This window comes from [Clostridium] hylemonae DSM 15053 (assembly GCF_008281175.1).
Classification (GTDB): domain Bacteria; phylum Bacillota; class Clostridia; order Lachnospirales; family Lachnospiraceae; genus Extibacter; species Extibacter hylemonae.
This window is the reverse complement of sequence record NZ_CP036524.1, coordinates 17473-40523: the sequence shown is the minus strand read 5'-3', so window position 1 is coordinate 40523 and position 23051 is coordinate 17473. Positions and strand designations below refer to the sequence as shown.

Sequence of the window (23051 nt, the reverse complement as noted above, 5' to 3'; positions counted from 1 at the left end):
CTGCCTGTATCACTCGTTAAAAATTGTAGTCGTCCACAGTGTCTTTATCGAATTCCAGCACTGCGTTGAATGTAATATTAGTTCCTTCTACAGAAGATTCCGGATAGCCTTCAACAGTATCTCCCTCTTTGTATTCTTTTCCGTCCGCCAGACAGCTGTATACGATGTTGACTGCTTCTTTTCCGAGCGTCATAACATCCCACAGGCAGCCCACTACTTCCAGTCCGTCTTTCTTCATATATTCCTTGATATTGTTCGGCTGCTCTGCGCCGTATACAATGACTTCATTTCTTCCGGATGCGTCTACCGCCTGCGCTGCGCCGAGAAGCCCCGGTGTCGCGATGACTGCGATCAGGTCCAGATCCGGGTTGGCCGTCAGCAGATCCTGACAGAGCGCATAAGCCTTCTGCTGGTCTCCGCCGTGATAAACGGTCGGCATCACTTTTATGTCGGGATATTCGTTCTTCAGTACGTCCTGAAGCGCCTCTTCCTTCAAAGTCAGGGATGTAGCGGTCATATTTCCGTTGACAACGCCGATCTTTCCTTTCCCCTTCAGCATTTCACCGACTGTCTTGCCCATCTGCTCTCCGTATATCTTATCGCTGCACATATTGATAAAATATTCCCGGGCGGATTCATCCACCACATCATCATCCCATGTGTATACGTGAATGCCTGCATCCATAGCCTCTTTCAGCACCGGGACGAGCGCTTCCCCGTCTGCCGGGCATATGAGCAGCGCGTCGGTGTCTCCTCCGCTGATCAAGTCCTGCACAAGGTTCACCTGTTTTGAAGCGTCAAGCTCCGAAGGTCCTATGTAGTCCAGTGTAATGCCAAGTTCGTCTGCCTGCTCTTTGGCTGAGTTATAATAGGACTCAAAGATTGGCATCCCCATGACCTTCGGCATCATTACTACTTTCAGGTCCTCTCCGTTTTTCTTTGATTCGGAAGACGAAGTTTTATCCTCTTTTTTCTCCGCCCCGCCTCTTGTACATCCGGCAAGTCCAAATACAAGGACGAATGCCAGAATGACCGCTGTCAACTGTTTTCCTTTTTTCATAGTTTTCCTCCTTACATTGAATAAGTTATTATTTATTTTGACCGCTTATCATCCGTCTCTCCTTCAGCTTTCCGGAAAACTGCCGGATCAACAGGACGGCAAGCAGAACAATCCCTATGAGCATCTGCCGTTTCAGCGATGATATTTTGTTCAGGTTAAGCCCGTTTCCTAATATGGCGAAGATCAACACTCCGATGATCGTCCCCGATACTTTTCCGCTGCCGCCCGCCAGGTCCGTCCCTCCGAGCATAACAGCCGCAACACCTTCAAACATATAGCTGGCGCCCGCGTCGGCTCTGGCCGTCGCCAGCCTGGACGTCACCACCACGCCGGAAAGTCCGGCCATAAGCGCAGCCGCCCCGTAGCAGAGGATGATCGTCTTTTTGACGTTGATCCCCGCAAATTTTGAACCGGTCTGTCCGGAGCCGATCAGATATACCTTCCGTCCGAATCTGCCTTTGTTCATCACGACCGTCATCAGTATGACAAGCGCGGCCAGCAGAAAGAGCTGGAGCGGTATTCCCGCCAGATAGCCCTGCCCGAGCATGAGAAAGTCTTCCGGGAAACCGGAGATCGCATCTCCTTTTGACAACGCCAGTCCGATCCCCTGATAGAGCGTCATTGTTCCAAGTGTGGCAAGCATGGGGGCAATATTTAATTCCCCGACGAGCCATCCGTTAAAGAGCCCGGCCGCCAGCGCCGCCGCAAGTCCGAGAAGGACCGCCGCCCATATATTCATACCGCTTTTAAAGAGGACTCCCACCGTCACCGACGTCATGCCGATCATTGCAGAGCTCGACATGTCAAATCCTCCGGTCAGTATAACAAGCATGATCCCAAGGGACACGATGCCAAGCTCACTCATCTGCTGCAGAATTCTCATCAGATTGCCGAATGTCAGAAATTCACGTGTCGTCGCGGCAAGAAAAACGGTGAGTCCCAGAAACACGATGAGAAGCAGCCTGTCATTTCCTTCTAAAGTTTTCGTTTTTTTCTTCATCTGTCTTCCCCCTAGTCTGCCTTGGCCGGCTGCATCCGGTCAAATATATGCGGGAGTCTGTATTCCCCCTGTTCCCTCTTTGTGTTGACCGCGTCTATAATGACCGGTATCACGATACAGATGCCGTTCAGAATATTCTGCCAGTATGCCTGCACATGGGCAAGTACGAGCGCATTCTGTATGAGGCCGAGCAGCAGGACGCCGAGCAGCGTGGACAGGACATTCCCCTTTCCTCCGTTGATGCTCGTCCCTCCCAGCACAACGCTCGCAACGATCGTCATCTCCAGACCGTTTGCGGCCGTCGGAAGAATCGCGCCGCTCGGCGAAAAGTAAACGATCGCCGCGATTCCGGTCAACGCTCCGAGGGAGGCAAATACAAAGATGTACACCTTGCTCAGGCTGACTCCCATCCGCACCGCAGCCGTCTTATTGCCGCCCACTGCATATATCTGGCGGCCGATAGCCGTATACCGCAGTATGAAGTGCATTGCGGCGGCCGCGGCGGCGAGTATATATATGCTTATGGGAAGGCCGAGCCATTTGCCGGTGCCAAGCGACAGAAAATACTTCGGCAGCCCCATGAGCCAGCTTCCTCTCGTCCAGTCCAGTATGAATCCGCGGAAGATGTTCATCATGGCAAGAGAGACAATGATCGGCGGCAGGTTCGTCCTGGCCACGAGCGTACCATTTACCGCCCCGAGAAGGCTGCCGATCACAAAAAATGCAAGGAACATCGTAACGATATTAAGCGCCTGCATCTGCATGAGCTTTCCCGCCAGTACCCCGACTGTTACAAGCTGCGCGGACACAGAGATATCAATGCCACCTACGATGAGCACTGCCGTCATGCCCACTGCCATGATGGCGTTGGCGGCGTTGGTGGATATTATGTTGATGATATTAAACGGCGTCAGAAACTGCGGGTTTATCACAGTCGTGATCACCGCCACTATGAGGATCGCCAGCAGAAGGGTCGTTTCCCGCTTCGCAAATATTTTCTTCATTTCATACTCCTTTCCGGATATCAGAGCGCTTTCTCCAGAATCTTTTCCTGTGTTGCCTCACCTGACTCCATCTCTCCGACGATCTTCCCCTTTTTCATAATGACGATCCGGTCGGAGACCTTCAAGATCTCCGGCAGTTCGGAGGAGATGACGATCACACCCATCCCCTTTCTGGCCAGATCCCGCAGCAGCCGGTGGATCTCTGCTTTCGCGCCGATATCCACTCCCGCTGTCGGTTCATCTACTATGAAGATCTTCGGGTCTGTGGAAAGCCATTTTCCAACTACTACTTTCTGGGCGTTTCCGCCTGAGAGGTTCTCTATATCCATCTCCGGAAGGCGCGGACGGATATCCAGTTTCTCCATATTCTCCGCCACGAGCGCCTCTTCCTTCTTTCGGTCCAAAAGCCCCAGCTTACCGCTTATCTTTTCGAGCACCGCCGCAGACAGATTGGCGCGCACGCTCTGCTTCACAATGATGCCCTGCGTCATGCGGTTCTCCGGCAGGTAGGCAAGTCCTTTTCTGATCGCGCTTTGAGGACTTCCTATGACGGCCCTTTCACCGTCCAGATATAATTCGCCCGCATCCGGCCTTGTTATTCCAAATACGCTCTGGAACAGCTCGCTTCTCCCGGCGCCCACAAGTCCGGTAAGCCCTACGACCTCGCCTCTGTAAAGCGTAAAATCTACATCCTCAAAGCTGCCGTTTTTTGAATATCCCTTGAGTTCCAGAAGTTTTTCCCGGCGTTCCACCGGTTTCTTCTTCTCCATCTCATCAATTTTTCTTCCTACCATATGGACGACCAGCTGATCTTCTGACATTTCCTCCGTCTGAAACGTTCCGATGTAATTTCCGTCCCGCAGGATACTGATGCGGTCTGACACACGGAAGATCTCCTCGAACTTATGACTGATATACAGAATAGATATGTTCTTTTTCCGGAGCATGTCTATTATGCGATACAGCTTTTCCACTTCCCCGCTTGACAGAGAAGCAGTCGGCTCATCCATTACGATCACTCTTGACTCAAAGTACACTGCCCTTGCGATAGCTACAAGCTGCTGTACCCCGATGCTCACGTCCTCCAGCCGTTTTCTCGTATCGATCTCAATATCCAGAAGTTTCAGCGCTTCTTTGGCCACCTTCTCCTGGCGGGAATGGCTGATGAGTCTTTTCTTGTCCCTGCCCATGCAGATATTTTCCGCAATGGACAGGTTCGGGTACAGACTGATGTCCTGGTATATGATGGAGATGCCCTGTTTGATGGCAGAATATGGATCCGTGACAGTCTCTTCTGTCCAGCCAAGACGGATCCTACCACCCTCGTCCGGGCGGTAGACGCCTGCCAGAACTTTGATCAGCGTAGACTTCCCCGCCCCATTCTCGCCCACAAGCGCATGTACCTCTCCCTCTCTCAGCTCAAGATTTACATCATTTAATGCCTTCACCCCGGGAAACGTCTTACTGATATGCTCCAGGCAAACTGCAATTTTATCTGACACTGCTTCACACCCCTTCCTCTATGCAGACCTTTCTATTTTTCAAGTGCAAATATCTCGCTCCTGTCAAGGAGGAACGGGAACATCACCCCGTTATTGCCGCTCATGGGCAGCACATCCTCATGTACCGGGATACCAAGCTTCTTACGCATAAACTCCTGCCGTCTCACAACTCTATCGTATACTTCGGGATATTCACTTCTTAACGCTTCTCTTAAATGCTCATCCGCAATGACGATCGTATCTTCACAGATAGCAGCCATGACCGGCTCTGTCATACAGGCTACAATGTCACACTGAAAGTGCAGGCCGCTGTAAAGCTTCATCTCTGACTGTCCGCTGACCGGAGAATTGCTCCACTCATCCATGCCGATACAGTGTCCCGGATTCAGCGCAACTCCGTATTTTTTGTCTCCAACGTACCGGTGTACGATTTCAAAGATCTCTTTCCCTGTCACACCCACGGTCACTGCCGCGTACCACGAGGCGATCGCGTGCCAGTAATTTTCATAAAACGCGTCAAATTCTTTCTTCTGTTCTTCCCCGAGCCTGTCATAACCTGTGGCAGCCATTCCGGACCTGGCACACATGGAGCCGCGCGTGGAGTATGAGATCGTCATCGGACTGCCGTCTTCGAGCACGGAAAAGTCGTCCGGGCTCTTAAGCCCGAGGCTCACGGAGCGCTCACCTGCCAAAATGTTCGGATATGCCATGCACTCTCTTAGATCCGCGCCTGCTTTCCGGGATATTTCCATCTCAGTCATGCCGGCCTTGGCATTTTTCAGCATTCTTCTTACGCAGTTGGCAGCAGTCACTGACTGATATTCGATAAATGCGATCTCGTTTGCATCTCTTACCGTCATACGCAGCCCGTCCGGCAGGCCGGTGATCTCTCTCGTAAAGTCTGTCACCTGGTCTTCTCCCGCCGCCTTCTGAAGCGAGCGGACGATATAATAAGGAACGTCGAATGTATAGGCCTCTTCCTCCTCCACTGCCGTCTCATAATATTTAAATCCTGCAAGTCCGATCCTGCTGCCTTTGCGGATGCCGACAGACTCCATCATCTGTGACAGTGAAGCGGCGTTGTTTCTTGGCTGTCCCTGAAGGCTGAAGTTGCCGTAATACAGCCGCTCCGCTTCGTATGGTATTATGTAGCTATAGGCCATTCCCTCATTTCCGGCCACGATCCACGTCTTTCCGTCCTTTCTGACGATCAGAAGCGTCTCCTCAAACCGGCAGTCGTACCGTGTAAAATATTCAATATTTGCGAAATGCTCCCTGTCTCCATAGAGCACCGCAAAGTCGAGATGCTTCTCCTGTATCCTTTTTGTAAGAAGCTCTTTTCTTTTCCGGTATACGCTGTCCTTAAGGCGCACCGGAGCTGCCTGCTCCTCATTCAGAATCCCTTCCGGGCTCGTTATCTTTATTACTTTGCTCATATTGTTCTCCTCCTGATCTTTATCGGTAATGACTGTCTTCTGCCTTTTGTCAGCGGCGGAAAACAGAATCGCATACCTTTCCTGTCGATTTTCTGTCTATCCTTCTGCATTGAAACATAGTGCTTTCTATCTGATGCTCCGGATCGCTGATTTTTGCCAACAGTTCTTCTATTGCCACCTCACCCATTTTCTTAAGCGGCATCTCCATCGTCGTCAGATTTGGCACGACCGCCTTTGAAACGATGCTGTTGTCGACCCCCATGACGGAAATGTCTTCCGGCACACGGTATCCGCTGCCCTGGATCTCTTCTATCATGCCTACCGCCATATTGTCATTGCCGCATATAACGGCTGTGGGCGGCTTGGGCAGCATCAGCAGTTCTTTCGCACAGCGCCGTCCGCTTTCTATCGTAAAATCCCCGTCTCTTACATATTCTTTGTTCAGCTTAAACTCATATTTTGTGATTGCTTTGATATAGCCTCTGTACCGCAGCCGGATATGCTGCTGGTCACTTTTTACATCCACGAACGCGATCTTTTCATGGCCGAGTTCCGCCAGATAATCTACCATGCTGACAGTCATCTGTTCATTGTCAAACTGTATACAGGCATGGTTTGTAAAATCGCTTTTGTTCTCCAGCAGTACATATGGAAAATCTTCTCTGAGAAACAGCTTCAGCATTTCTTTCGGCACTTCCCACGCCGACAGTATCGCCGCGCCGTCAATGATCCGGCCCTGAATACAGTCTTCCATATAGCCGAGAGAATACTCTTCTTCCCCTATCTGTCCGATCTTGATCTGCAGATTATATCTTGTCTTGTGCAGACGGTCATTGATGGCCTGGATAAGCGGAAGCTGGTGAAGCCAGGTGGAATCTCCGATCTCCTGCTCGGACAATATGTACAGAAGTATGGTATTTGTCCTGCCGCTCGCCAGTCTCTGAGCCATTGTGTTCGGGGTAAAATGAAGCACTTTGATCGCATTTTCTATGCGCTCTCTGTTCTTTTCTTTCACTCCGTCAGGGTTATTCAGATAATTCGAGATCGTGCCGACAGCTACCCCGGCTAATTTCGCCACGTCCCGCAACGTTGGATTCTTTTTTCCCATATGCCACCCCTGCTGCTTTAACTTGAACCAGTACAATTTAATTATCCTATACGGACTGTTAAAATAATATTGGTAATAAATGGTTGTAAGCGCTGTAAGTATGAACCGGTTCATTTACAACTTTAATTCTAATGTTGGACATGTTCATTTGCTATTGACGAAAGCACATAATTTGATTTTTCATTTTTATCACTTATCACAGTATTTACGGCGGAACGGTTTCATTCCCTGCCGGAATGTTGACATGCGGCAATACGCTCTATAATATAAGCTGATATACACATAGTGGGATGTTACGGAGGAAAACGATATGGGAATCTTTATGAATGGATATTTAGAAAGCAGAGATAAAAAAAGAAAAGCGCCGCTGTTCACACTTTCAAATGAAACGATGTCGGTGACGATCTGCTCTTATGGAGGGTATATCACTTCGCTTTTTGTTCCGGACTGCGGCAGAACACCCGGCGATGTCGCTCTTGGTTTTGACTGTCTGGATGACTATGAGGCTTGTACCTTCGCACCGTGCGGCATTGTCGGAAGGTATGCGAACCGGATCAGGAACGGAAGGTTTTCGCTGGACGGCAGAGACATACAGGTGACACAAAACGACGGAATACACCATCTGCACGGCGGAAAAAAAGGATTCCACCGATATATGTGGAATCCTTCTGTTCATATGTGCGGCAGCGGCACGGAATATCTCCAGCTGGAGCGGTTAAGCCCGGACGGTGAGGAAGGGTTTCCCGGAAATCTGTCCGTCTGTGTCCGCTTCTCGCTGAGCAGGCGCAATGAGCTTTCCATCCGATTCCTCGCTGTCAGTGACAGGGATACGGTATGTAATCTTTCAAATCATATGGCAGTCAACCTGAATACATGCCGCGGGACAACGTGCCTTGACCACCGGCTTACGATATACGGACGTACTTTTTCTCCTGCTTCCCCGGACGGCATACCGACAGGGGAAGTGCTCCCGGTGGAACATACGAATCTGGACTTTAGGGAAGAACGGCTTCTCGGAGCGCAGCTTCTGCTTCCGTCCAGGCATACGGAACCGTTCGGCGGTCTGGACCACAACTGGTTTCTGGAGGACAAATCGCCTATGCGCCGCTGTCTTACGCTTTCCCATCCGGGCAGCGGACGGGTCATGGAATGTCTGACGACCATGCCATGTGTCCACGTATATACGTCCAATTCCCTCACCGGCAGTGAGACGGGAAAGTACGGGACGCCTTATAACAGTCAGTGCGCCTTTTTTACAGAGACGCAGTACGCGCCGGACAGCGTCAGCCATCCCGGGTGGGCGCAGCCGTTCCTTAAGGCGGGCCGGCAGTACGACCATACGACGGTCTACCGGTTTTCATTACTTTGAGTCATATTGCATTATCGTCTGCTGGATGACGTCTTTCACCTGCCCGGCGATCTCTGTTGTTTTCATGTCTTTATACTCGTCATAGTACAGCGGTTTCAGAAAATGTACCTGGACTGTTACAGGCTTTATCGTACTTGAGTCAAACGGCACGAATGAATTGACAAGAGCAACCGGGACGATGGGGCATCTCGCCTTTGTGGCAGCCTTGAAGCTTCCCCCTTTGAACGGCTGCACCTCGTTGCCGTTTCTCGAGCGGGTCCCTTCTGCAAATATGAGATAATTTCTGCCGTTCTTTACTTCATCCGCTACGTCGATGATCACCTGCATTGCCTGGCGGACATTGTCGCGGTCTATCATATACGCCTTCATACATGCAAATACTTGTTTCAGGAACTGTATGTGCGCCACTTCCTTTTTAGCCACTACAGAGAACGGCCTGGGACACGCCTGTACGACCGCCAGTACATCATACAGGCCCTGGTGGTTTGGAAAGAACATGAATCCATCTTTTTCAGGTATGTTCTCCCTGCCGTGGACCTCGATCGTAACATTTCCGCCTTTGTTCGCTCGGGTCGTGATAAACTTAAGCATTTCAAACCGCTTTTCTTCCGAATACTTGTCCACATGGGAAGCATAATAGCATAGCTTTACCCACATAAACGGAACCAGGATAATATTCCTGAATACCATAAGTAATATTCTTTTCATTATTTCTCGTACTCCTTAATCGCAGTTTCGTATAGATCATTGCCGGCGCTGTCCGCCACAACGATAACCGGAAAATCCTCCACGGTCAGTTTACGTATCGCTTCCGTGCCGAGGTCATCGTACGCAACGACTTCTGATTCTTTGATACATTTGGACAGAAGCGCTCCTGCTCCTCCTACCGCCGCCATGTATACGCTTTCATTTCTGACGACCGCATCCAGCACCTCTTTGCTTCTCTTTCCTTTTCCGATCATGGCCCCGAGTCCCATGTCGAGCAGTCTCGGTGTGTATTTATCCATGCGGCTGGCTGTCGTAGGGCCTGCCGAACCGATAGGGCGGCCTTCTCTTGCCGGCGACGGCCCCATATAATAGATCACCTGGCCGTTCAGGTCCACCGGCAGCGCTTCCTTTCTGGAGAGTGTCTCATCCATTCGTTTGTGGGCAGCGTCCCTTGCTGTATAGATCGTCCCGGTCAGATAGATATAATCCCCCGCGCGCAGTGTCCGGGCGACTTCCTTTGTGATCGGCGCCGCAATATGCTTTTCCATCATTTTGTCTTTCCTTTCCTGTATTTTTAACTGCTTTATATTTCTCTTATCACGTGTCTGTTTACATGGCAGCATATATTGACTGCCACGGGAAGCCCGGCAATATGGGTCGGGTAAGTGTTAACATTCACCGCCAGCGCCGTCGTTGTGCCTCCAAGTCCGCCGGGGCCGATGCCAAGACCGTTTATCCGCTTAAGCAGTTCTTCCTCCAGCTCATGCACCCACGGGATCTCCGAGTGGGAACCGGCTTCTCTCGTGAGCGCCTCCTTCGACAAAAGCGCACATTTTTCAAATGTGCCGCCGATACCGACACCCACCACCATGGGCGGGCATGCGTTGGGTCCCGCGTCTTTGACTGCGGTCAGGACAGCATGTTTCACCCCGTCCAGTCCGTCTGCCGGCTTCAGCATAAATACCCGGCTCATATTCTCACTGCCGAATCCCTTCGGGGCAACCTTGACGGTCACGTTCTCCCCTGGAACGATACGGTAATGGATAACGGCCGGGGTATTCTCTTTTGTGTTCTCTCTTATAACAGGGTCTCCCACCACGGATTTGCGCAGGAACCCTTCCGTATATCCCTTACGCACGCCTTCATTCACAGCGTCCTCAAGACTTCCGCCCACAAAATGGACGTCCTGCCCCGCCTCGATAAAGACGACCGCCATGCCTGTATCCTGACAGATCGGGATCATATCGCCGGCAGCGATCTTAAGATTCTCCTGCAGCTGCTCCAGAATCTGTCTGCCAAGCGGAGACTCTTCCGCTCCGGCGGCATCCTTCATCGCCTTGTCCATATCTTTCGATAAATAATGGTTCGCTTCTATACACATTTCTTTAATATTATCTGTAATAACACTTACGTCAACTGTGCGCATAATTTTCCTCCCGGATTCAAATTAGGATAGTTTTCACTCATTTTATAGTATAAAGGTTTTGACGCTGTATGTCAAAATCAGGTTGGGGAGGGTTGGGGACGGGGGAAATTTAAATTTCCCCCGTCCCCAACCCGATTTTCCCCTGTCCCCGATTGAACTTTTCCACAAGTAAGGCTATAATATGACCAGGAGTTTTTTGATAATTCTACATATAAGAAATGGGAGGTTTCTATCATGACAACAGATATAAATATGGAACAGCTGCAAAAGGACGCCGTAGATATTTTTCACTCCGGTTTTGCCTGTTCTGAATCTATCATCTATGCCATCAAAAAAAACTTTGAGCTGGACATGTCTGATGACGCCATCGCGATGAGTTCCGGCTTTCCGTGGGGGCTTGGGGGCGGCGGATGTATCTGCGGCGCGCTTGCCGGGGGCACGATGTGCATCGGGTATTTCTTCGGCAGGACAACGCCGGGAGATGAGAAGATCAATAAGTGTTTTGAGCTTACCAATGAGCTTCATGATCACTTTAAAGAAACTTGCGGCGGTACGTGCTGCCGTGTTCTTACAAGGGGAATGGAGCGGAATTCACCTGAGAGAAAAGCACAGTGTACAAAGTTTGTCGCTGATACGGTCAAAAAGACAGCTGAGATCATCATAAGAGAGCTGTAGCCGCGCGCAGCAAAACCGTCAAAGAAAGGAACAGGTTGTGGAAACTCGAAAAAACTTACGAAAAAAGATACGGAGGGTAGATGTCCAGGTCTCTATCCTGATCATTGTCACAACTATATTCTGTTCTTCTGTCGTGTTCTTCATCGGCTACACGCTGACATACAACGACATGATAATGAATCTGGAAGACAGAGTCACCGCTATCCACGATTATCTTGAAGACAGCCTTGACAAAAGCACCTTCCGGGATATCAACACAAAGGAAGATATGAACAAGCTCTCTTACATCTCCATGAAAAAAGTCCTGGAAGATGTAAAGATGTCGACCAACGTCCGCTACCTGTACACTGCCAAAAAGGACAGCAGCGGAAATTTCGTCTATGTGATCGACGGTCTGGATTACGAGGCGAAGGACTTCCGCTATCCCGGAGATACGATAGAGCAGGAAATATATAAAGATATGGAGCTCGCCCTGAACGGGGAGACCGTACTGCCGGAAGAGATAAAAAAGACAGACTGGGGAAATATATTTATTACTTATTTTCCCATACATGATAAAGATGAAGTCGTAGGCGTGCTCGGTATTGAGTTTGAGGCAGCCCACCAGTATGACACATACCACATGATGAAGCTTTTTCTTCCGGTCATCATCCTTGTGACGTGTATTATCGGAACTGTAATAGCTGTCCTCGTTTTCCGCAGAGTCTCCAATCCGGCCTACAAAGATATGGCGAACACGGACCAGCTGACACAGCTTAAAAACCGTAATTCATTTGAGACAGATCTGAATAATCTGGATGCCAGGACAAAAAAAGACAATTTTGGCATTATCATTGCCGACCTTAACAATTTAAAACTTGTCAATGACCAGTTCGGCCACAGCAGCGGGGACATATGCATACTGACCGCCGCCAGGGCAATACAGTCCGTCCTGCCGAAGAACAGCGCCGCCTACCGGCTTGGCGGTGATGAATTTGTCATCCTATCCTGGGATACGGATGAGGAGGAAATACGAAGCTTTAAGGAAAATGTCAGTCAAAGCCTGGAGGAAATGTCAGAGGAAATTGAACCGAATATACCCTTGTCACTTTCAATCGGATGGGAATTATATGACCCCGCAGAAGATAAGAATCTGAAAGAACTGTTCAAACGTGCGGATGAAGACATGTACAGACATAAAAAAGAATTCCATGAAAATGATGAGCTTTAAAAATATCCATCTGCTCATCTTTATTACGAGCCGGCGCCTTTAGGCGTCGGCTTTAAATTTAAACTTTTTCTCAAAAACCTAATACCGTATGATTTACTTGTCACGCAAAAATAAGTATACTCCTTACATATTAGATGTCTGTTTATATACACAGCCTGTATAACGGCGGGGATCATATGCTTCTGCAGCCGAAACAGATATATGGCAGAGGAGGATGTATTGTAATGAAAATACAGAGTAAGATGAGAACATTAAAACGATCCATTTGCATACTGATGTCAGGGGCTTTTATTCTAACATCGTTTTCCACTGTCGTGTTGGCGCAGGACGGACCAACACCGGAAAATTCCGGCGGCGTGACTGTGGACGAACTGCCGGACGGGGCGGACGCTGTCAGTGTTCCCTTTGGTACAAAACAGGATGCCATCCCATTTCCGGAGTTGACAGCAGACGGAGGAAAGACTGCACTGGAGAACGTTACATGGAACTGCGGCACATATCATTCCGATCAGCCCGGAGAATATCTATTTACTGCCGTGCTGCCCGAAGGGTATATTCCTCCGGAGTCACAGCAGCAGGGCATTACTGTAACAATAACAGTGCAGACTCCGATCACCCAGTCACAGATTCCAACTTCCCCCAATGTATCAGACCAAGGGGAGCCGCGCGCCGCCAATCAGGCCCCTAACACTAAAACGGTATCTCTGAACGGATCTAGCACTTTTGAAGAGGCAGCCGCAGGAGCAGGAATTTCCTCACCTGATAGTGTTAATAAACTCATCATAACGGGAAAAACCGACGGCGGTATTTGGACACAAGCCGATGGGAGATATCTCAGGGAGAATTTCCCACATGCAGCTGAACTGGATTTTAGTAACTATAAGGGTACATTTTCCAAGTATGCTTTTTCCGCAAACACTCAATTATCAAAAATTCGGCTGCCCGCTGATTCAAAGCCTTCAAACTATATGTTTCAGGACTGTTCCGGTCTCAGGACGCTTGTTTGCGGCCCCGAGACTTCGGTCTCGTTCGAGGATGGCGTCATTGACCTGACAGGCGCGGTCCTTTCTGATGAAGAGTATACATTTTCCGACAGCGGCATAGAAAAGGTGCGTCTGCCAGCAAATGCAAACGTGTCATATTTTATGTTCAATCTCTGCTGGAATCTGAAAACATTAAAGTGCGGCAGCGGTCGTCTTACTGATGACGTCATTGACTTGTCCGGCGCAGCCTCCATCAAGGGAGGCGCATTTGCATCCAGCAGTATCAAAAATGTCCGCCTGCCAGCAAACGCGGTAATTCCCGATTCTATATTTCGCAGCTGTAAGAACCTGAAATCACTCGTATGCGGTCCGGCGGAGTCGGTCTCCATCCAGGATGGCATCATTGATCTGACCGGTGCGGCCTCCATAGGAAATAGCGTCTTTTATTTGTCCGGCGTAGTAAAAGTCCGGCTTCCGGCTGATGCAGTAATTCCATCCATGATGTTTATGTCCTGTGATTTTCTGAGTACGATGGTGTGCGGCACCGGACCCTTTACCGATGGCGTCATTGACTTGTCCGGTGCAGCCTCGATCGGGAGCAGTGCATTCGAAAGCAGCAATGTCAAAAAAGTCCGGCTTCCGGCTGATGCAGTAATTCCATCCATGGTGTTTAGGTTCTGTAATTTTCTGAGTACGATGGTGTGCGGCGCTGGACCCTTTACCGATGGCGTCATCGACTTGTCCGGTGCAGCCTCGATCGGGAGCAACGCATTCGAAGAAAGCAATGTCAAAAAAGTCCGGCTTCCTGTGGATATAGCTATACCATCTAAAATGTTTGCAAATTGCAGTTATCTGAAAACGCTTGCCTTTGTCGGTAATAAAATCACTCCAACCGTTGACTCCGGATCTTTCATTGGCGTTCCCAATGACAATAGCTGCACGCTGTACTACCCTGCCGGGTCAGGCGGATATGAAAGCGGCGTGTTTGCGGCGCCGTATCTGAATCAGTGGTCCCGCAAAGAATACTCGGACATACAGATCGACGTACATCCGTCCGTACAGAATATTTTTGACAAACAGGACGCAAGCTATTCCGTGGCCGCCGCCGGCTCTCCGGCTCTAAGCTACCAGTGGCAGATCTCCACAGACAGCGGACGCAGATGGGAGGATCTGCCCGATACCGGCGTCTATTCCGGCGCTGCCACGGATACGCTGTCCCTCACAAATGTACCTCTGGCCGCTAATGGAAGCCAATTTCGCTGCATCGTTTATAATGATGTGCAGACGCTGGCCAGCAATGCCGCCTCACTGACGGTGAAAGAGAAAAACGTGCCTCAAGGACAGAAAAACGGAAGCAAGAACGGGCAGACAAAAATAGAAAATCAAGGCAAGGGCGTCAAAACGGGGGATGAGACAAACCTGTCTTTGTGGATCATACTGGCTGCCTCGGGAATCGGAATGCTTTCTGGCGTATGGTACAGAAAGCGCAAATGCAGAAAGCATTAAAGCAAACATCTGACAGATATATATGTCTGGTCAAGGTCACCGGCTGAGCCGGTGACCTGTTTTGCATATATATTAGTATGAATTAGAACATACGGACTCTTTGATCGCTTCAAATATAAGCTGTCCGGCTGCTGCTCCTCCATCCAGGATGCCCAGACTTTTTTCTCCATAGTAGGCTGCCCGTCCGTGTCTGGACAGCATCATCCTTGTCGATTCAGCCCCCTTTTTTGCCGCCTCTGCCGCACTTTCATATGCTTTTGCCGGCTCTTCTGACGCGTGTTCCTTCAATGCTTCTGACGCCGGATACAGTGCGTCCAGAATTGTTTTTTCACCTGGCATGGATCCGGCCTTCTCCATTATTTTTTCAAGGCCTGACCGGAAAGCATCTGCCGTCTCTTTTACCGACACCTCTTCTTTTCCTTTCAGCGCTTTCGCCATACCCATCATGCCGATAGACAATATAGTGCCGAGACTGGATGGAGCGGCCTCATTGAACGTACCTGACATACCCATCATAAGGCGGCCAAGATCCTTTTCATCTGTATTTGATAAAAAGTGCCGCGCCGCTGCGAAACCTTCCTTCATGGAAATGCCCAGGTCTCCGTCTCCGTTTTGCTGGTCAAGTTCAACGAGATAAAGACACTTTTCATCCATCTTCCGGCTGATAAAGTCCACAGCCTTGTTTAAGCTTTCCTTCTGCATATATATCAACTCCTTTTATTTGTTGCAGTTAGTGTAGAAAGGTGACTTTGCCGGCCGAAGCAGCAGTTCTTTCAATTCTTTGTCCAGTTTTATCATTGTGACGGACAGCCCTGCCATCTCCATGGAAGTGGCAAATTCGCCGATATGAGGCATGATGACCACCACTCCCTTTTGTTCTGCCAGTCTGCAGACTGCGCGGTAAACGATGAACTGCTCTTCCAGCGGCGTACCTCCGAGTCCGTTTATCATAATGGATATCTCATCTCCTCTTTTAAGAGGCATATCCTCAGTGAGCGCACTAAACATTTTCCCGGCGGTCTCATCCGCGGTCATCATCTTCTCTACAGAGATTCCCTTCTCCCCGTGGATGCCCATTCCAACTTCCATCTCATCATCTGCAATGGAAAATCCGGGGGTTCCAACTCTCGGAACTATGCACGGAGAAAGCGCGACGCCTATCGTTCTAACAGAAGACAGCGCTCTTTTTGTCACTTCCGCTGTTTCGTGCAGAGACATTCCCTGATCCGCAGCGGCCCCGGCAATTTTAAACGCGTATACCATACCTGCTACGCCTCTTCGTTTATCCGCCTTTTCTGCCGGACTGCTCGCCACATCATCACTTACGATGACCGTCTCTGTCTTGATACCATCCATATCGGCCATTTCACAGGCCATGTCAAAGTTAAGCCTGTCTCCGCCGTAATTCCCATAGAGGCACAGTACGCCGCTTCCCCGGTCTGCCTTTGTGATCGCGTCCGCCATCGTCCGGGCGGAAGGGCTTGCAAATACATTGCCCACTGCGCATGCATCCAGAAGCCCCTGCCCGACATAGCCAAGGAACACCGGAAGATGTCCGCTTCCGCCGCCGGTCACGATCCCGACCTTATGTGCGTCCGCTGGATATTTGGAATACAGCACTCTTTTGTTCTCCTCCAATAATCCCAATTTATCCCCGTAAGCCGCGATAATGCCCTGCAGAGTATCATCCTCAAAAGTCTCCGGGCTGTTCATTATCTTTTTCATCTGCTCCATCCTTTCCAATCTTTTTTATTCTTATTTATTCATTTAGTATGCGATCTCTAAATACAGCCGCATTACTGCTGAACTTTATCTGCGCTTCCTTAAGCTGCGCCAGCACTTCCTCCTGCGTAAGGCCGAACGTATCCCTGGCCGACGGGATCGTCGTCTGACATTCGTTGCTGTCCATAAAACGGACTCCCTCGAGCAAGTGCTCCGTCTCCTCCTCCGGTATAGCTATAAATCCATATTTATCCGCATGGATCAGCATGCCGGGCTTTACCTTTGCCCCAAATACTTCTATTTCGTTCCCAAACCTTAAGGGGCAGGAATACGTGTGGGATACTCCCAGCCGCCTGGCCATCATCTTAAACCCGCCGTATGCGGCCTCATCCACATCACGGACAAATCCGTCATCTATACAGCCGACACACCCCAACGCTTTATAAGCGTTCCCTGTGACCTCGCCAAAGATAGAACCTGTCATGTCCGGCGCGTCCAGGTCTTTTGCCACAATTACTTTCGGTCCCGGTATGCCGGCCAGATACTCGTAAAACTTCAGATAGCAGTCCGGATTCTCTTCCTTTGTCTTCGCATCCGAACATACATATTCCACTGTCACCGCGTATCCTGTCATCGCTCCCATCTGGGGCGCATAGTCCTGCACTTCTTCTCTGCTCATGCAGCAGGAAAGACGGTCTCTTTCTGCCACTGATTCCCATCCGTTGTATATAGTAGGTGTATTCCATCTCCTGAGTTCCAGTAAATCTGCGTGCGACAATTTTCCCATTTCTTTAACCTTCCTTTCTGTCTATACCTTGTTTTTATCTTATTCCTTTTTCAACATTTCCATTGCCTGCAGGAGGAGCTTTTTATTTTCTGCCAGGACATCCTCAATATCCGCATCAGACAACGGCTTGATCTCAAATGAAACGACCGGCCGGTCTGATTCGTTCAGAAATCCGGTATGGGCCAGTATCCCCAAATATTCGGACAGCTCTTCCTTACCGATACAACTGCCGGAATATGAAAAGGGTGGATGACAGTCTCCGTACAGCGGAGAACCTTTTTCCATCACACAGTTGCCGATATGAGTCCTTCTCATATAGGGAAGCAGATTATGGAGCGCCTCTTCTATCATCTCGTGCTGCTGCGGAATATGACTTAAGTCCGGGAGAAGCCAGAAATTATCGTGCTCTTTTCTTACCGCTTCGGCAAGTCTTACCGCACGTTCGGACGGCCCTATAAGGGAACGCTTCTCCACATCATAGTCAAATAATTCAATCTCGATCTGCAGCCTTCCCTTCGCATAACTGCACATTTCCCCTGCAGATTCTTCCAGGTACTCCATCGCTTCCTCAACAGCATCCTCTGCAAAAGTACCGGCCAGAAACGAAAGCGACCCGGCGCCAAGCCCGCATGCCTCATCGATGCATTCTTTCATCCGAAGAAGGGCTCTTTTCCGTTCTTCCCTTACCGGGGAATTCAGATTCAGGCCATTCTGCAGAATTACAGGCTGAGCGCAGTAAGCTGTTGTCATCTTACTGTCTTTCAGCATCTTTCCCGCTTCTTCTCTCAGCCCGGGATCTGAAATATATGTAAGCTCAACTGCTTCATAGAAAGGGTCGTCTGCGATCCGTCTCAGACACTTCATGTAATAGTCTGGTCTCCTCTGACATCCGGGAAATGCAGCCTCTAATACAGTCCCCACCTTCATACTCTTCATCATATCTGACCCATGAGAGAAGTATTGACAAGATTGTGAGGTCTGGCATGTGCAAGTACAGACAGAGAACCGTCCAGCGCCTCCCACGCCATGTTCCTCCTCGCCTCATATACATTACTTCCAATATGCGGGGACAGTACGATATTGTTAAGCTTTGTGATCTCTTCACTTATATGCGGCTCATTTTCGTATACATCCGTCGCGGCGCCCCGGATCACTTTATTTTTTACTGCATATACAAGCGCCGGCTCATCCATGATCGGACCTCTGGCAACATTTATAAAATAAGCGGTCTTCTTCATCTTCCGGAATGCTTCTGCGCCGATAACGTGATGATTTTCTTCTGTATACGGCATATGGCAGCTTACTACATCTGCCTTTTCCAACACCTCGTCAAAGGTGCAGTAGACCGCGTCCATCTCTTTTTCTGCATCCTCTTTCCGGTATGGGTCATAGTAGATGATGTTCATGCCAAGTCCCTTTGCCTTCCTTGCGGCCGCCTGACCGATCCTGCCGAATCCCAGAATGCCAAGTGTCTTCCCGTACAGCATGATATCCCGGTCAAAAAAGCATACCGATGCCGTTCTTTTCGTCTCCCTTACCTCCCGGTCATACATAAGCGTTCCCCGGGTGATCGACATCATCAACGCGATGGTAAATTCCGCTGTCGGTTCACACACAGATACCGGTGTATTGATGACGCATATATTTCTTTCAGTACAGGCCTGTACATCAATATTGTCATATCCTACCCCGAGATTACACACTGCTTTCAGATTCACAGCCTTTTCTATCAGATCGTCTCTGAACGGAAACGCTGATATCGTAAAGAGGACGTCAAACCGTCCGATCATGCCGCTGACTTCCCCGACCGTATAATTTGTCTTTTTCTCGTCCGGCAGCACGATCTCCTCAAACTGCTCCCTGTATTTTCCGATGATATCTTCCGGTATCCATCCGGTCACTAATAATTTTGCCATCGTTTTATTCTCTCCTTTCAATCGCCTGTAAATAATAATGTATCTTTGAAGTCTCTTCTATTTCCTCTATTCCATAAAATGCACTCCGGATATCCGTTCCTCCGATAAGGGGGCCATGGTCAGCCAGCAGATATCCGCCGCTGTCATGCACCCGCTGCGCCAGTGCGTCAAATAACTCTGCCGACCCGGGTACTGCCCTTGGTATCATTCCTATCGTCCCCACCTTCATCCTGAGATAAGGTGTGATGTCTGAAAAAACATCCCGGCTCTGTTCATCTGCCATGCAGGAGACAAGCGTTGAATAAAAGCTGTGAGTATGTATGACTGCATGTATTTCCGGCTTTGCATCATATATGATCTTGTGCAGCGGATATTCCTTACTCGGTTTTATATCCGACAGCTGTCTTCCGCTGCTGTCGATCACTGCAAAGTCCGATCGTCCAAGCCACCCAAAGCATGTTCCGTTTCCGGATATATACATATTTCCCCCGTATCTGAAGCTTATATTTCCCGTCGAACCAGTCACTTTATTTCTGTCAAACAAAAGCCCTGCCGCGCGCACTGCCTCTTCAAAACATGTCTCTAAACTTTGTTCCATAACTCTCCTTTCCCGTCCGGCGCGGGCCATATCTTTCTTATCATGCGCGGGTCACCTCCAGCGCGCGGATGAAAAAGTCCTCCTGTCCGAAATTCCCGGACTTTAAGATAAGCCTTCTGTCCGTGCTGTCTGCCGGTATAAGTACCGGGACGCCGGGAGCCACACTTTGTGCTGTGTAAAAGGCCTTATATCCGAGCTTTTTTGTCACTGCGCCGGATGTCTCCCCGCCGGCCGCTATGATTTTGTATATCCCTTCCTCCGCCGCTTTTGCAGCCAGCTTAGCAAGCGTATCCTCCAGCAGGCCTGCAAATTTTTGTCCTCCCAGTTCCTGCCCCTTTTTTACATCTTCCCGGCTGTCCGAACAGTAGACGAGCACAGAGTCATGTTCACCGGTCAGTCTCTGTTTTATTTCATTCCATATCGATGATGCTGTCTCTGTCCTTTTCCATAATTGTTCCGGGGAGATCTTGTAATACGGAAGGCCTTGTTCTTTATAGAAGTGGATCTGCCCTGTCGTAGCTTTTGAAATACTTCCGGCAACGATCAGTGACGCCCCTTCTGCCCTGATATCCATCTGACGGACGTGTACATCTTTTCTCTGCGCACTTAAGCCGCCGGCAAGAACAGCCGCAAGTCCCGAACCGCCTGACATTACTCTCATATCTGAAAACAGCCGTATGATATGTGCGGCATCCTCCTCATTTTCATAATCGGGAATTATATAATAGTGGGAATGTCCTTTTGCCGCGCTCTTTATATAGTCGTATGCTTCTTCACTCGTACAGCTGTAATACTTTCTGCCCAGCTCCAGACATGGATACCTGCTCTGTCCGCTCATCAGTACCGCGATCCTGGAATCCCACATCGGTGTCAGCGGGTGATCCTTCATACTGCTTTTGGACAATGGTATCTTATCTACATATAAGATGCCGTCTTTCACCGTTCTCCCGTTTACAGGGAGCGACGGACAGAGTACGGTACAGGTTTCATTCAAGTATTCCAGCACTGCATCCAGCACCGGACCGATATTACCGTGAGGCGTGGAATCAAAGGTAGAACAATATTTTATATAAAACCTCTCACATCCTAATGTCTCCAGAGATCTGATACTTTCCAGTGTATCGCGGACCGCTTCACGGACCGGGGCCGTCCTGCTTTTTAGAGAAATGACGACTGCATCTGCATCCTTAGGTATATCGCCGGCTGCGGGTATGCCGCTGATCAGTATCGTACGCAGTCCTCCCCTGGTCAGAAAGGAAGCGATGTCGCCAGCGCCGGTAAAATCATCTGCTATGCAGCCTAAAAGCAATTTATTTGTTTCCATACTACCACCTCATTTTAAAGTTCACGTCAGTCTCTGATCTCCGCAAGCACGCTTACCTGGCAGCTGTCCACTTCCCCATAACGGATGGGAAGCGAAAATACTCTGACAAGTGTATCATTGTCAAGTCCTTCCAATGTAGCGTCTTCTATGATCGTACTGTAGTGGCCGCTCCACTCTCCGAGAAGCCATTTATGCGCCTTGTTTCCATCGTCAGGATCTGTATAAGTTGCTAAAGAAATAAAATCCATTATGATCCCTCTCATATTCGGGAAGTTTTTATTCAGGTATTCTGCCGCGTCAGAACCTACTCCCGGTCCCTTTGCCCCGTATATCTCTTCATCTGTATCGTGATATCTTGAGTGGCCGGTCCGCAGCATGAGCAGATCACACTGCTTTATCTGCTCTGCATATGGTTTTAATTCTTCCGCTGTTATAAGCTCATTGAATCCTTTCGGTATATCTATGATATAAGGTTTCTCATATACATACCGGTCCATGGGCAGATCTGCGATCTTGATCCCCCCATCGTAATGATGATTTGGCGCATCCATATGTGTTCCGAGATGGTTTGGCACGGTTATACTCCACTCGTTCTGCGCCCATCCTTCCGTGACATGCCGCGTCTGTTCAAATACGGGCCGGACAGCCCCGGGACATACTGCTGACGTTTTTGTTATTTTATAAGATAAAAATTTATAACTCATATTATCCACCGCCTTTTATCTGATCATCTTTTTGTGACTTTCCTGATTTGCTTTTTTAATTTGCCTTCTTTAAATTCTGCAGACAGTCGTATCCTACTGCCGCCGCAAGTACGATACCCTTGACGATGTACTGCACGTATGTGCCGACGTTCATCAGTATAAGCCCGTTCTGGAGGACACCGATAATGAGCACGCCCGCGATGACATTATGGATCCTGCCTCGCCCGCCGTTGATGCTGACGCCTCCAAGCACGATCGCAGTCAGCACATCCATCTCAAACCCCTTGCCCGCGTTTGGTGTCCCTGAATTTGTCCTGGAGAGCATGACGATGCCGGCGATGCCGGCAAACAGGCCGGACAGAGTATAGGCGAGTGTCTTTACGCTGAATACATTGATGCCCGACAGCTTTGACGCCTCTTCATTTCCTCCGACCGCATAGAAAAACCTGCCGAAGTATGTCTTGTTCAGTACAAAGGCTCCAAACGCGAAACAGAGGATCATAATGATGACAGGAATCGGCGCAAATGCTATGTAACCTTGTCCGATGACTGCAAACTTTTCCGGAAATCCGTAGATTGGAAGACCGTCCGACAGGACATATGATGCGCCTTCCAGTATCATCTGCATGGCAAATGTCATGATCAATGGGGGAATATTTACTTTTGCAATGATAATGCCGTCTATCATACCGATGAGAATAGAAATTATTAATGTCACAGCAACCGCCGCCACTGCGTTCCATCCCTTGTTCACCATCATATACGCACAGATTATATTTACGAATGTGATGATGGCGCCGACCGATAAGTCGATACCTCCAAGCAGAATCGGAAGCATCATGCCGACCGCTGTGATTCCGAGCATCGATATCTGACGCAGAACTGAACTTATATTGGAGCTTTTAAGAAATGCCGGCGTCATTACCGAGAATACGATCACCAATATAAGAAGAACGATGAACATTGCATATAACCTTATGTATTTTTGAAATTTAGCTACTTTCATATCTCTC

General features: G+C 49.3%; 22 protein-coding genes. 4 read left to right on the top strand and 18 right to left on the bottom strand.

Features of this window, described 5'->3' with window-relative positions:
• Window positions 1-16 precede the first annotated feature (16 nt).
• The 6 genes from LAJLEIBI_RS00180 to LAJLEIBI_RS00155 are packed head-to-tail and all read right to left on the bottom strand — an operon-like array spanning window position 17 to window position 7110.
• Complete coding sequence (locus tag LAJLEIBI_RS00180; protein ID WP_006443816.1) at window positions 17-1060, bottom strand: autoinducer 2 ABC transporter substrate-binding protein; 1044 nt, start codon at window positions 1058-1060, stop codon at window positions 17-19.
• 28 nt (window positions 1061-1088) lie between these two features.
• Window positions 1089-2060 carry an ABC transporter permease gene (locus LAJLEIBI_RS00175; protein WP_006443815.1) on the bottom strand — a complete coding sequence of 324 codons (972 nt, stop codon included), beginning with the start codon at window positions 2058-2060 and terminating at the stop codon, window positions 1089-1091.
• Between the two features lie 11 nt (window positions 2061-2071).
• Window positions 2072-3064: an ABC transporter permease gene (locus LAJLEIBI_RS00170; protein ID WP_006443814.1), complete on the bottom strand. Its 993-nt coding sequence runs from the start codon at window positions 3062-3064 to the stop codon at window positions 2072-2074.
• Between the two features lie 20 nt (window positions 3065-3084).
• Entirely contained in the window at window positions 3085-4566 is a 1482-nt protein-coding gene (locus LAJLEIBI_RS00165; RefSeq protein ID WP_006443813.1) for a sugar ABC transporter ATP-binding protein, read from the bottom strand.
• 32 nt (window positions 4567-4598) lie between these two features.
• Window positions 4599-6002 (bottom strand): M24 family metallopeptidase, encoded by a 1404-nt coding sequence (locus LAJLEIBI_RS00160; protein WP_006443812.1) that lies wholly within the window; start codon window positions 6000-6002, stop codon window positions 4599-4601.
• Window positions 6003-6051: 49 nt separating this feature from the next.
• Complete coding sequence (locus LAJLEIBI_RS00155) at window positions 6052-7110, bottom strand: LacI family DNA-binding transcriptional regulator (protein ID WP_040435166.1); 1059 nt, start codon at window positions 7108-7110, stop codon at window positions 6052-6054.
• Between the two features lie 322 nt (window positions 7111-7432).
• Here LAJLEIBI_RS00155 and LAJLEIBI_RS00150 point away from each other — a divergent pair, with 322 nt between their 5' ends.
• Entirely contained in the window at window positions 7433-8479 is a 1047-nt protein-coding gene (locus LAJLEIBI_RS00150) for an aldose epimerase family protein (RefSeq protein ID WP_167534360.1), read from the top strand.
• Here LAJLEIBI_RS00150 and LAJLEIBI_RS00145 read toward each other — a convergent pair.
• Genes LAJLEIBI_RS00145 through LAJLEIBI_RS00135 form a run of 3 tightly spaced genes read right to left on the bottom strand, consistent with a single transcriptional unit; the run spans window position 8471 to window position 10613 of the window.
• Entirely contained in the window at window positions 8471-9187 is a 717-nt protein-coding gene (locus LAJLEIBI_RS00145; protein ID WP_006443809.1) for a lysophospholipid acyltransferase family protein, read from the bottom strand. The genes LAJLEIBI_RS00150 and LAJLEIBI_RS00145 overlap by 9 nt on opposite strands.
• The gene (locus tag LAJLEIBI_RS00140) at window positions 9187-9810 is read right to left on the bottom strand and encodes a Fe-S-containing hydro-lyase (protein ID WP_083790620.1); all 624 of its coding nucleotides are present in this window, start codon (window positions 9808-9810) and stop codon (window positions 9187-9189) included. The genes LAJLEIBI_RS00145 and LAJLEIBI_RS00140 overlap by 1 nt, the downstream gene beginning before the upstream one ends.
• Window positions 9771-10613 carry a fumarate hydratase gene (locus LAJLEIBI_RS00135; RefSeq protein ID WP_006443807.1) on the bottom strand — a complete coding sequence of 281 codons (843 nt, stop codon included), beginning with the start codon at window positions 10611-10613 and terminating at the stop codon, window positions 9771-9773. The genes LAJLEIBI_RS00140 and LAJLEIBI_RS00135 overlap by 40 nt, the downstream gene beginning before the upstream one ends.
• A gap of 234 nt (window positions 10614-10847) precedes the next feature.
• Here LAJLEIBI_RS00135 and LAJLEIBI_RS00130 point away from each other — a divergent pair, with 234 nt between their 5' ends.
• The 3 genes from LAJLEIBI_RS00130 to LAJLEIBI_RS00120 all read left to right on the top strand — a co-directional run bounded on the left by LAJLEIBI_RS00130 (window position 10848) and on the right by LAJLEIBI_RS00120 (window position 14987).
• Window positions 10848-11288 (top strand): C-GCAxxG-C-C family protein, encoded by a 441-nt coding sequence (locus LAJLEIBI_RS00130; protein ID WP_006443806.1) that lies wholly within the window; start codon window positions 10848-10850, stop codon window positions 11286-11288.
• Window positions 11289-11325: 37 nt separating this feature from the next.
• The gene (locus LAJLEIBI_RS00125; protein WP_006443805.1) at window positions 11326-12498 is read left to right on the top strand and encodes a GGDEF domain-containing protein; all 1173 of its coding nucleotides are present in this window, start codon (window positions 11326-11328) and stop codon (window positions 12496-12498) included.
• A gap of 224 nt (window positions 12499-12722) precedes the next feature.
• Complete coding sequence (locus LAJLEIBI_RS00120; RefSeq protein ID WP_167534359.1) at window positions 12723-14987, top strand: leucine-rich repeat domain-containing protein; 2265 nt, start codon at window positions 12723-12725, stop codon at window positions 14985-14987.
• Between the two features lie 72 nt (window positions 14988-15059).
• On the opposite strand, the gene LAJLEIBI_RS00115 is transcribed toward LAJLEIBI_RS00120, so the two are convergent.
• From LAJLEIBI_RS00115 to LAJLEIBI_RS00075, 9 genes are all read right to left on the bottom strand, one after another.
• Entirely contained in the window at window positions 15060-15689 is a 630-nt protein-coding gene (locus tag LAJLEIBI_RS00115; protein WP_006443803.1) for a dihydroxyacetone kinase subunit L, read from the bottom strand.
• A 15-nt stretch (window positions 15690-15704) separates the two neighbouring features.
• Complete coding sequence (locus LAJLEIBI_RS00110) at window positions 15705-16712, bottom strand: dihydroxyacetone kinase subunit DhaK (protein WP_040435163.1); 1008 nt, start codon at window positions 16710-16712, stop codon at window positions 15705-15707.
• A gap of 34 nt (window positions 16713-16746) precedes the next feature.
• Window positions 16747-17496, bottom strand: coding sequence for an RraA family protein (locus LAJLEIBI_RS00105; RefSeq protein ID WP_040435162.1), 750 nt, complete (start codon window positions 17494-17496; stop codon window positions 16747-16749).
• Between the two features lie 39 nt (window positions 17497-17535).
• On the bottom strand, window positions 17536-18360 hold the full coding sequence (locus LAJLEIBI_RS00100; protein ID WP_050765520.1) for a sugar phosphate isomerase/epimerase family protein: 825 nt from the start codon (window positions 18358-18360) through the stop codon (window positions 17536-17538).
• 71 nt (window positions 18361-18431) lie between these two features.
• Window positions 18432-19412: a 2-hydroxyacid dehydrogenase family protein gene (locus LAJLEIBI_RS00095; RefSeq protein WP_006443799.1), complete on the bottom strand. Its 981-nt coding sequence runs from the start codon at window positions 19410-19412 to the stop codon at window positions 18432-18434.
• Window positions 19413-19416: 4 nt separating this feature from the next.
• On the bottom strand, window positions 19417-20010 hold the full coding sequence (locus tag LAJLEIBI_RS00090; protein ID WP_040435664.1) for a class II aldolase/adducin family protein: 594 nt from the start codon (window positions 20008-20010) through the stop codon (window positions 19417-19419).
• Window positions 20011-20050: 40 nt separating this feature from the next.
• The gene (gene otnK / locus LAJLEIBI_RS00085) at window positions 20051-21334 is read right to left on the bottom strand and encodes a 3-oxo-tetronate kinase (protein WP_006443797.1); all 1284 of its coding nucleotides are present in this window, start codon (window positions 21332-21334) and stop codon (window positions 20051-20053) included.
• 26 nt (window positions 21335-21360) lie between these two features.
• On the bottom strand, window positions 21361-22038 hold the full coding sequence (locus LAJLEIBI_RS00080) for a cyclase family protein (RefSeq protein ID WP_006443796.1): 678 nt from the start codon (window positions 22036-22038) through the stop codon (window positions 21361-21363).
• Between the two features lie 55 nt (window positions 22039-22093).
• Entirely contained in the window at window positions 22094-23044 is a 951-nt protein-coding gene (locus LAJLEIBI_RS00075; protein ID WP_006443795.1) for an ABC transporter permease, read from the bottom strand.
• Window positions 23045-23051: the final 7 nt, after the last annotated feature.

What these genes read in the sequence shown, in the direction of transcription:
- LAJLEIBI_RS00135 (WP_006443807.1), bottom strand. Translation starts at nt 10,613, where the DNA reads ATGCGCACAGTTGACGTAAGTGTTATTACAGATAATATTAAAGAAATG.
- LAJLEIBI_RS00075 (WP_006443795.1), bottom strand. Translation starts at nt 23,044, where the DNA reads ATGAAAGTAGCTAAATTTCAAAAATACATAAGGTTATATGCAATGTTC.
- LAJLEIBI_RS00160 (WP_006443812.1), bottom strand. Translation starts at nt 6,002, where the DNA reads ATGAGCAAAGTAATAAAGATAACGAGCCCGGAAGGGATTCTGAATGAG.
- LAJLEIBI_RS00180 (WP_006443816.1), bottom strand. Translation starts at nt 1,060, where the DNA reads ATGAAAAAAGGAAAACAGTTGACAGCGGTCATTCTGGCATTCGTCCTT.
- LAJLEIBI_RS00130 (WP_006443806.1), top strand. Translation starts at nt 10,848, where the DNA reads ATGACAACAGATATAAATATGGAACAGCTGCAAAAGGACGCCGTAGAT.
- LAJLEIBI_RS00090 (WP_040435664.1), bottom strand. Translation starts at nt 20,010, where the DNA reads ATGGAACAAAGTTTAGAGACATGTTTTGAAGAGGCAGTGCGCGCGGCA.
- LAJLEIBI_RS00150 (WP_167534360.1), top strand. Translation starts at nt 7,433, where the DNA reads ATGAATGGATATTTAGAAAGCAGAGATAAAAAAAGAAAAGCGCCGCTG.
- LAJLEIBI_RS00155 (WP_040435166.1), bottom strand. Translation starts at nt 7,110, where the DNA reads ATGGGAAAAAAGAATCCAACGTTGCGGGACGTGGCGAAATTAGCCGGG.
- LAJLEIBI_RS00080 (WP_006443796.1), bottom strand. Translation starts at nt 22,038, where the DNA reads ATGAGTTATAAATTTTTATCTTATAAAATAACAAAAACGTCAGCAGTA.
- LAJLEIBI_RS00145 (WP_006443809.1), bottom strand. Translation starts at nt 9,187, where the DNA reads ATGAAAAGAATATTACTTATGGTATTCAGGAATATTATCCTGGTTCCG.
- LAJLEIBI_RS00100 (WP_050765520.1), bottom strand. Translation starts at nt 18,360, where the DNA reads ATGAAGTGTCTGAGACGGATCGCAGACGACCCTTTCTATGAAGCAGTT.
- LAJLEIBI_RS00140 (WP_083790620.1), bottom strand. Translation starts at nt 9,810, where the DNA reads ATGCTGCCATGTAAACAGACACGTGATAAGAGAAATATAAAGCAGTTA.
- LAJLEIBI_RS00170 (WP_006443814.1), bottom strand. Translation starts at nt 3,064, where the DNA reads ATGAAGAAAATATTTGCGAAGCGGGAAACGACCCTTCTGCTGGCGATC.
- LAJLEIBI_RS00175 (WP_006443815.1), bottom strand. Translation starts at nt 2,060, where the DNA reads ATGAAGAAAAAAACGAAAACTTTAGAAGGAAATGACAGGCTGCTTCTC.
- LAJLEIBI_RS00105 (WP_040435162.1), bottom strand. Translation starts at nt 17,496, where the DNA reads ATGGGAAAATTGTCGCACGCAGATTTACTGGAACTCAGGAGATGGAAT.
- LAJLEIBI_RS00120 (WP_167534359.1), top strand. Translation starts at nt 12,723, where the DNA reads ATGAAAATACAGAGTAAGATGAGAACATTAAAACGATCCATTTGCATA.
- LAJLEIBI_RS00110 (WP_040435163.1), bottom strand. Translation starts at nt 16,712, where the DNA reads ATGAAAAAGATAATGAACAGCCCGGAGACTTTTGAGGATGATACTCTG.
- LAJLEIBI_RS00115 (WP_006443803.1), bottom strand. Translation starts at nt 15,689, where the DNA reads ATGCAGAAGGAAAGCTTAAACAAGGCTGTGGACTTTATCAGCCGGAAG.
- otnK (WP_006443797.1), bottom strand. Translation starts at nt 21,334, where the DNA reads ATGGAAACAAATAAATTGCTTTTAGGCTGCATAGCAGATGATTTTACC.
- LAJLEIBI_RS00095 (WP_006443799.1), bottom strand. Translation starts at nt 19,412, where the DNA reads ATGGCAAAATTATTAGTGACCGGATGGATACCGGAAGATATCATCGGA.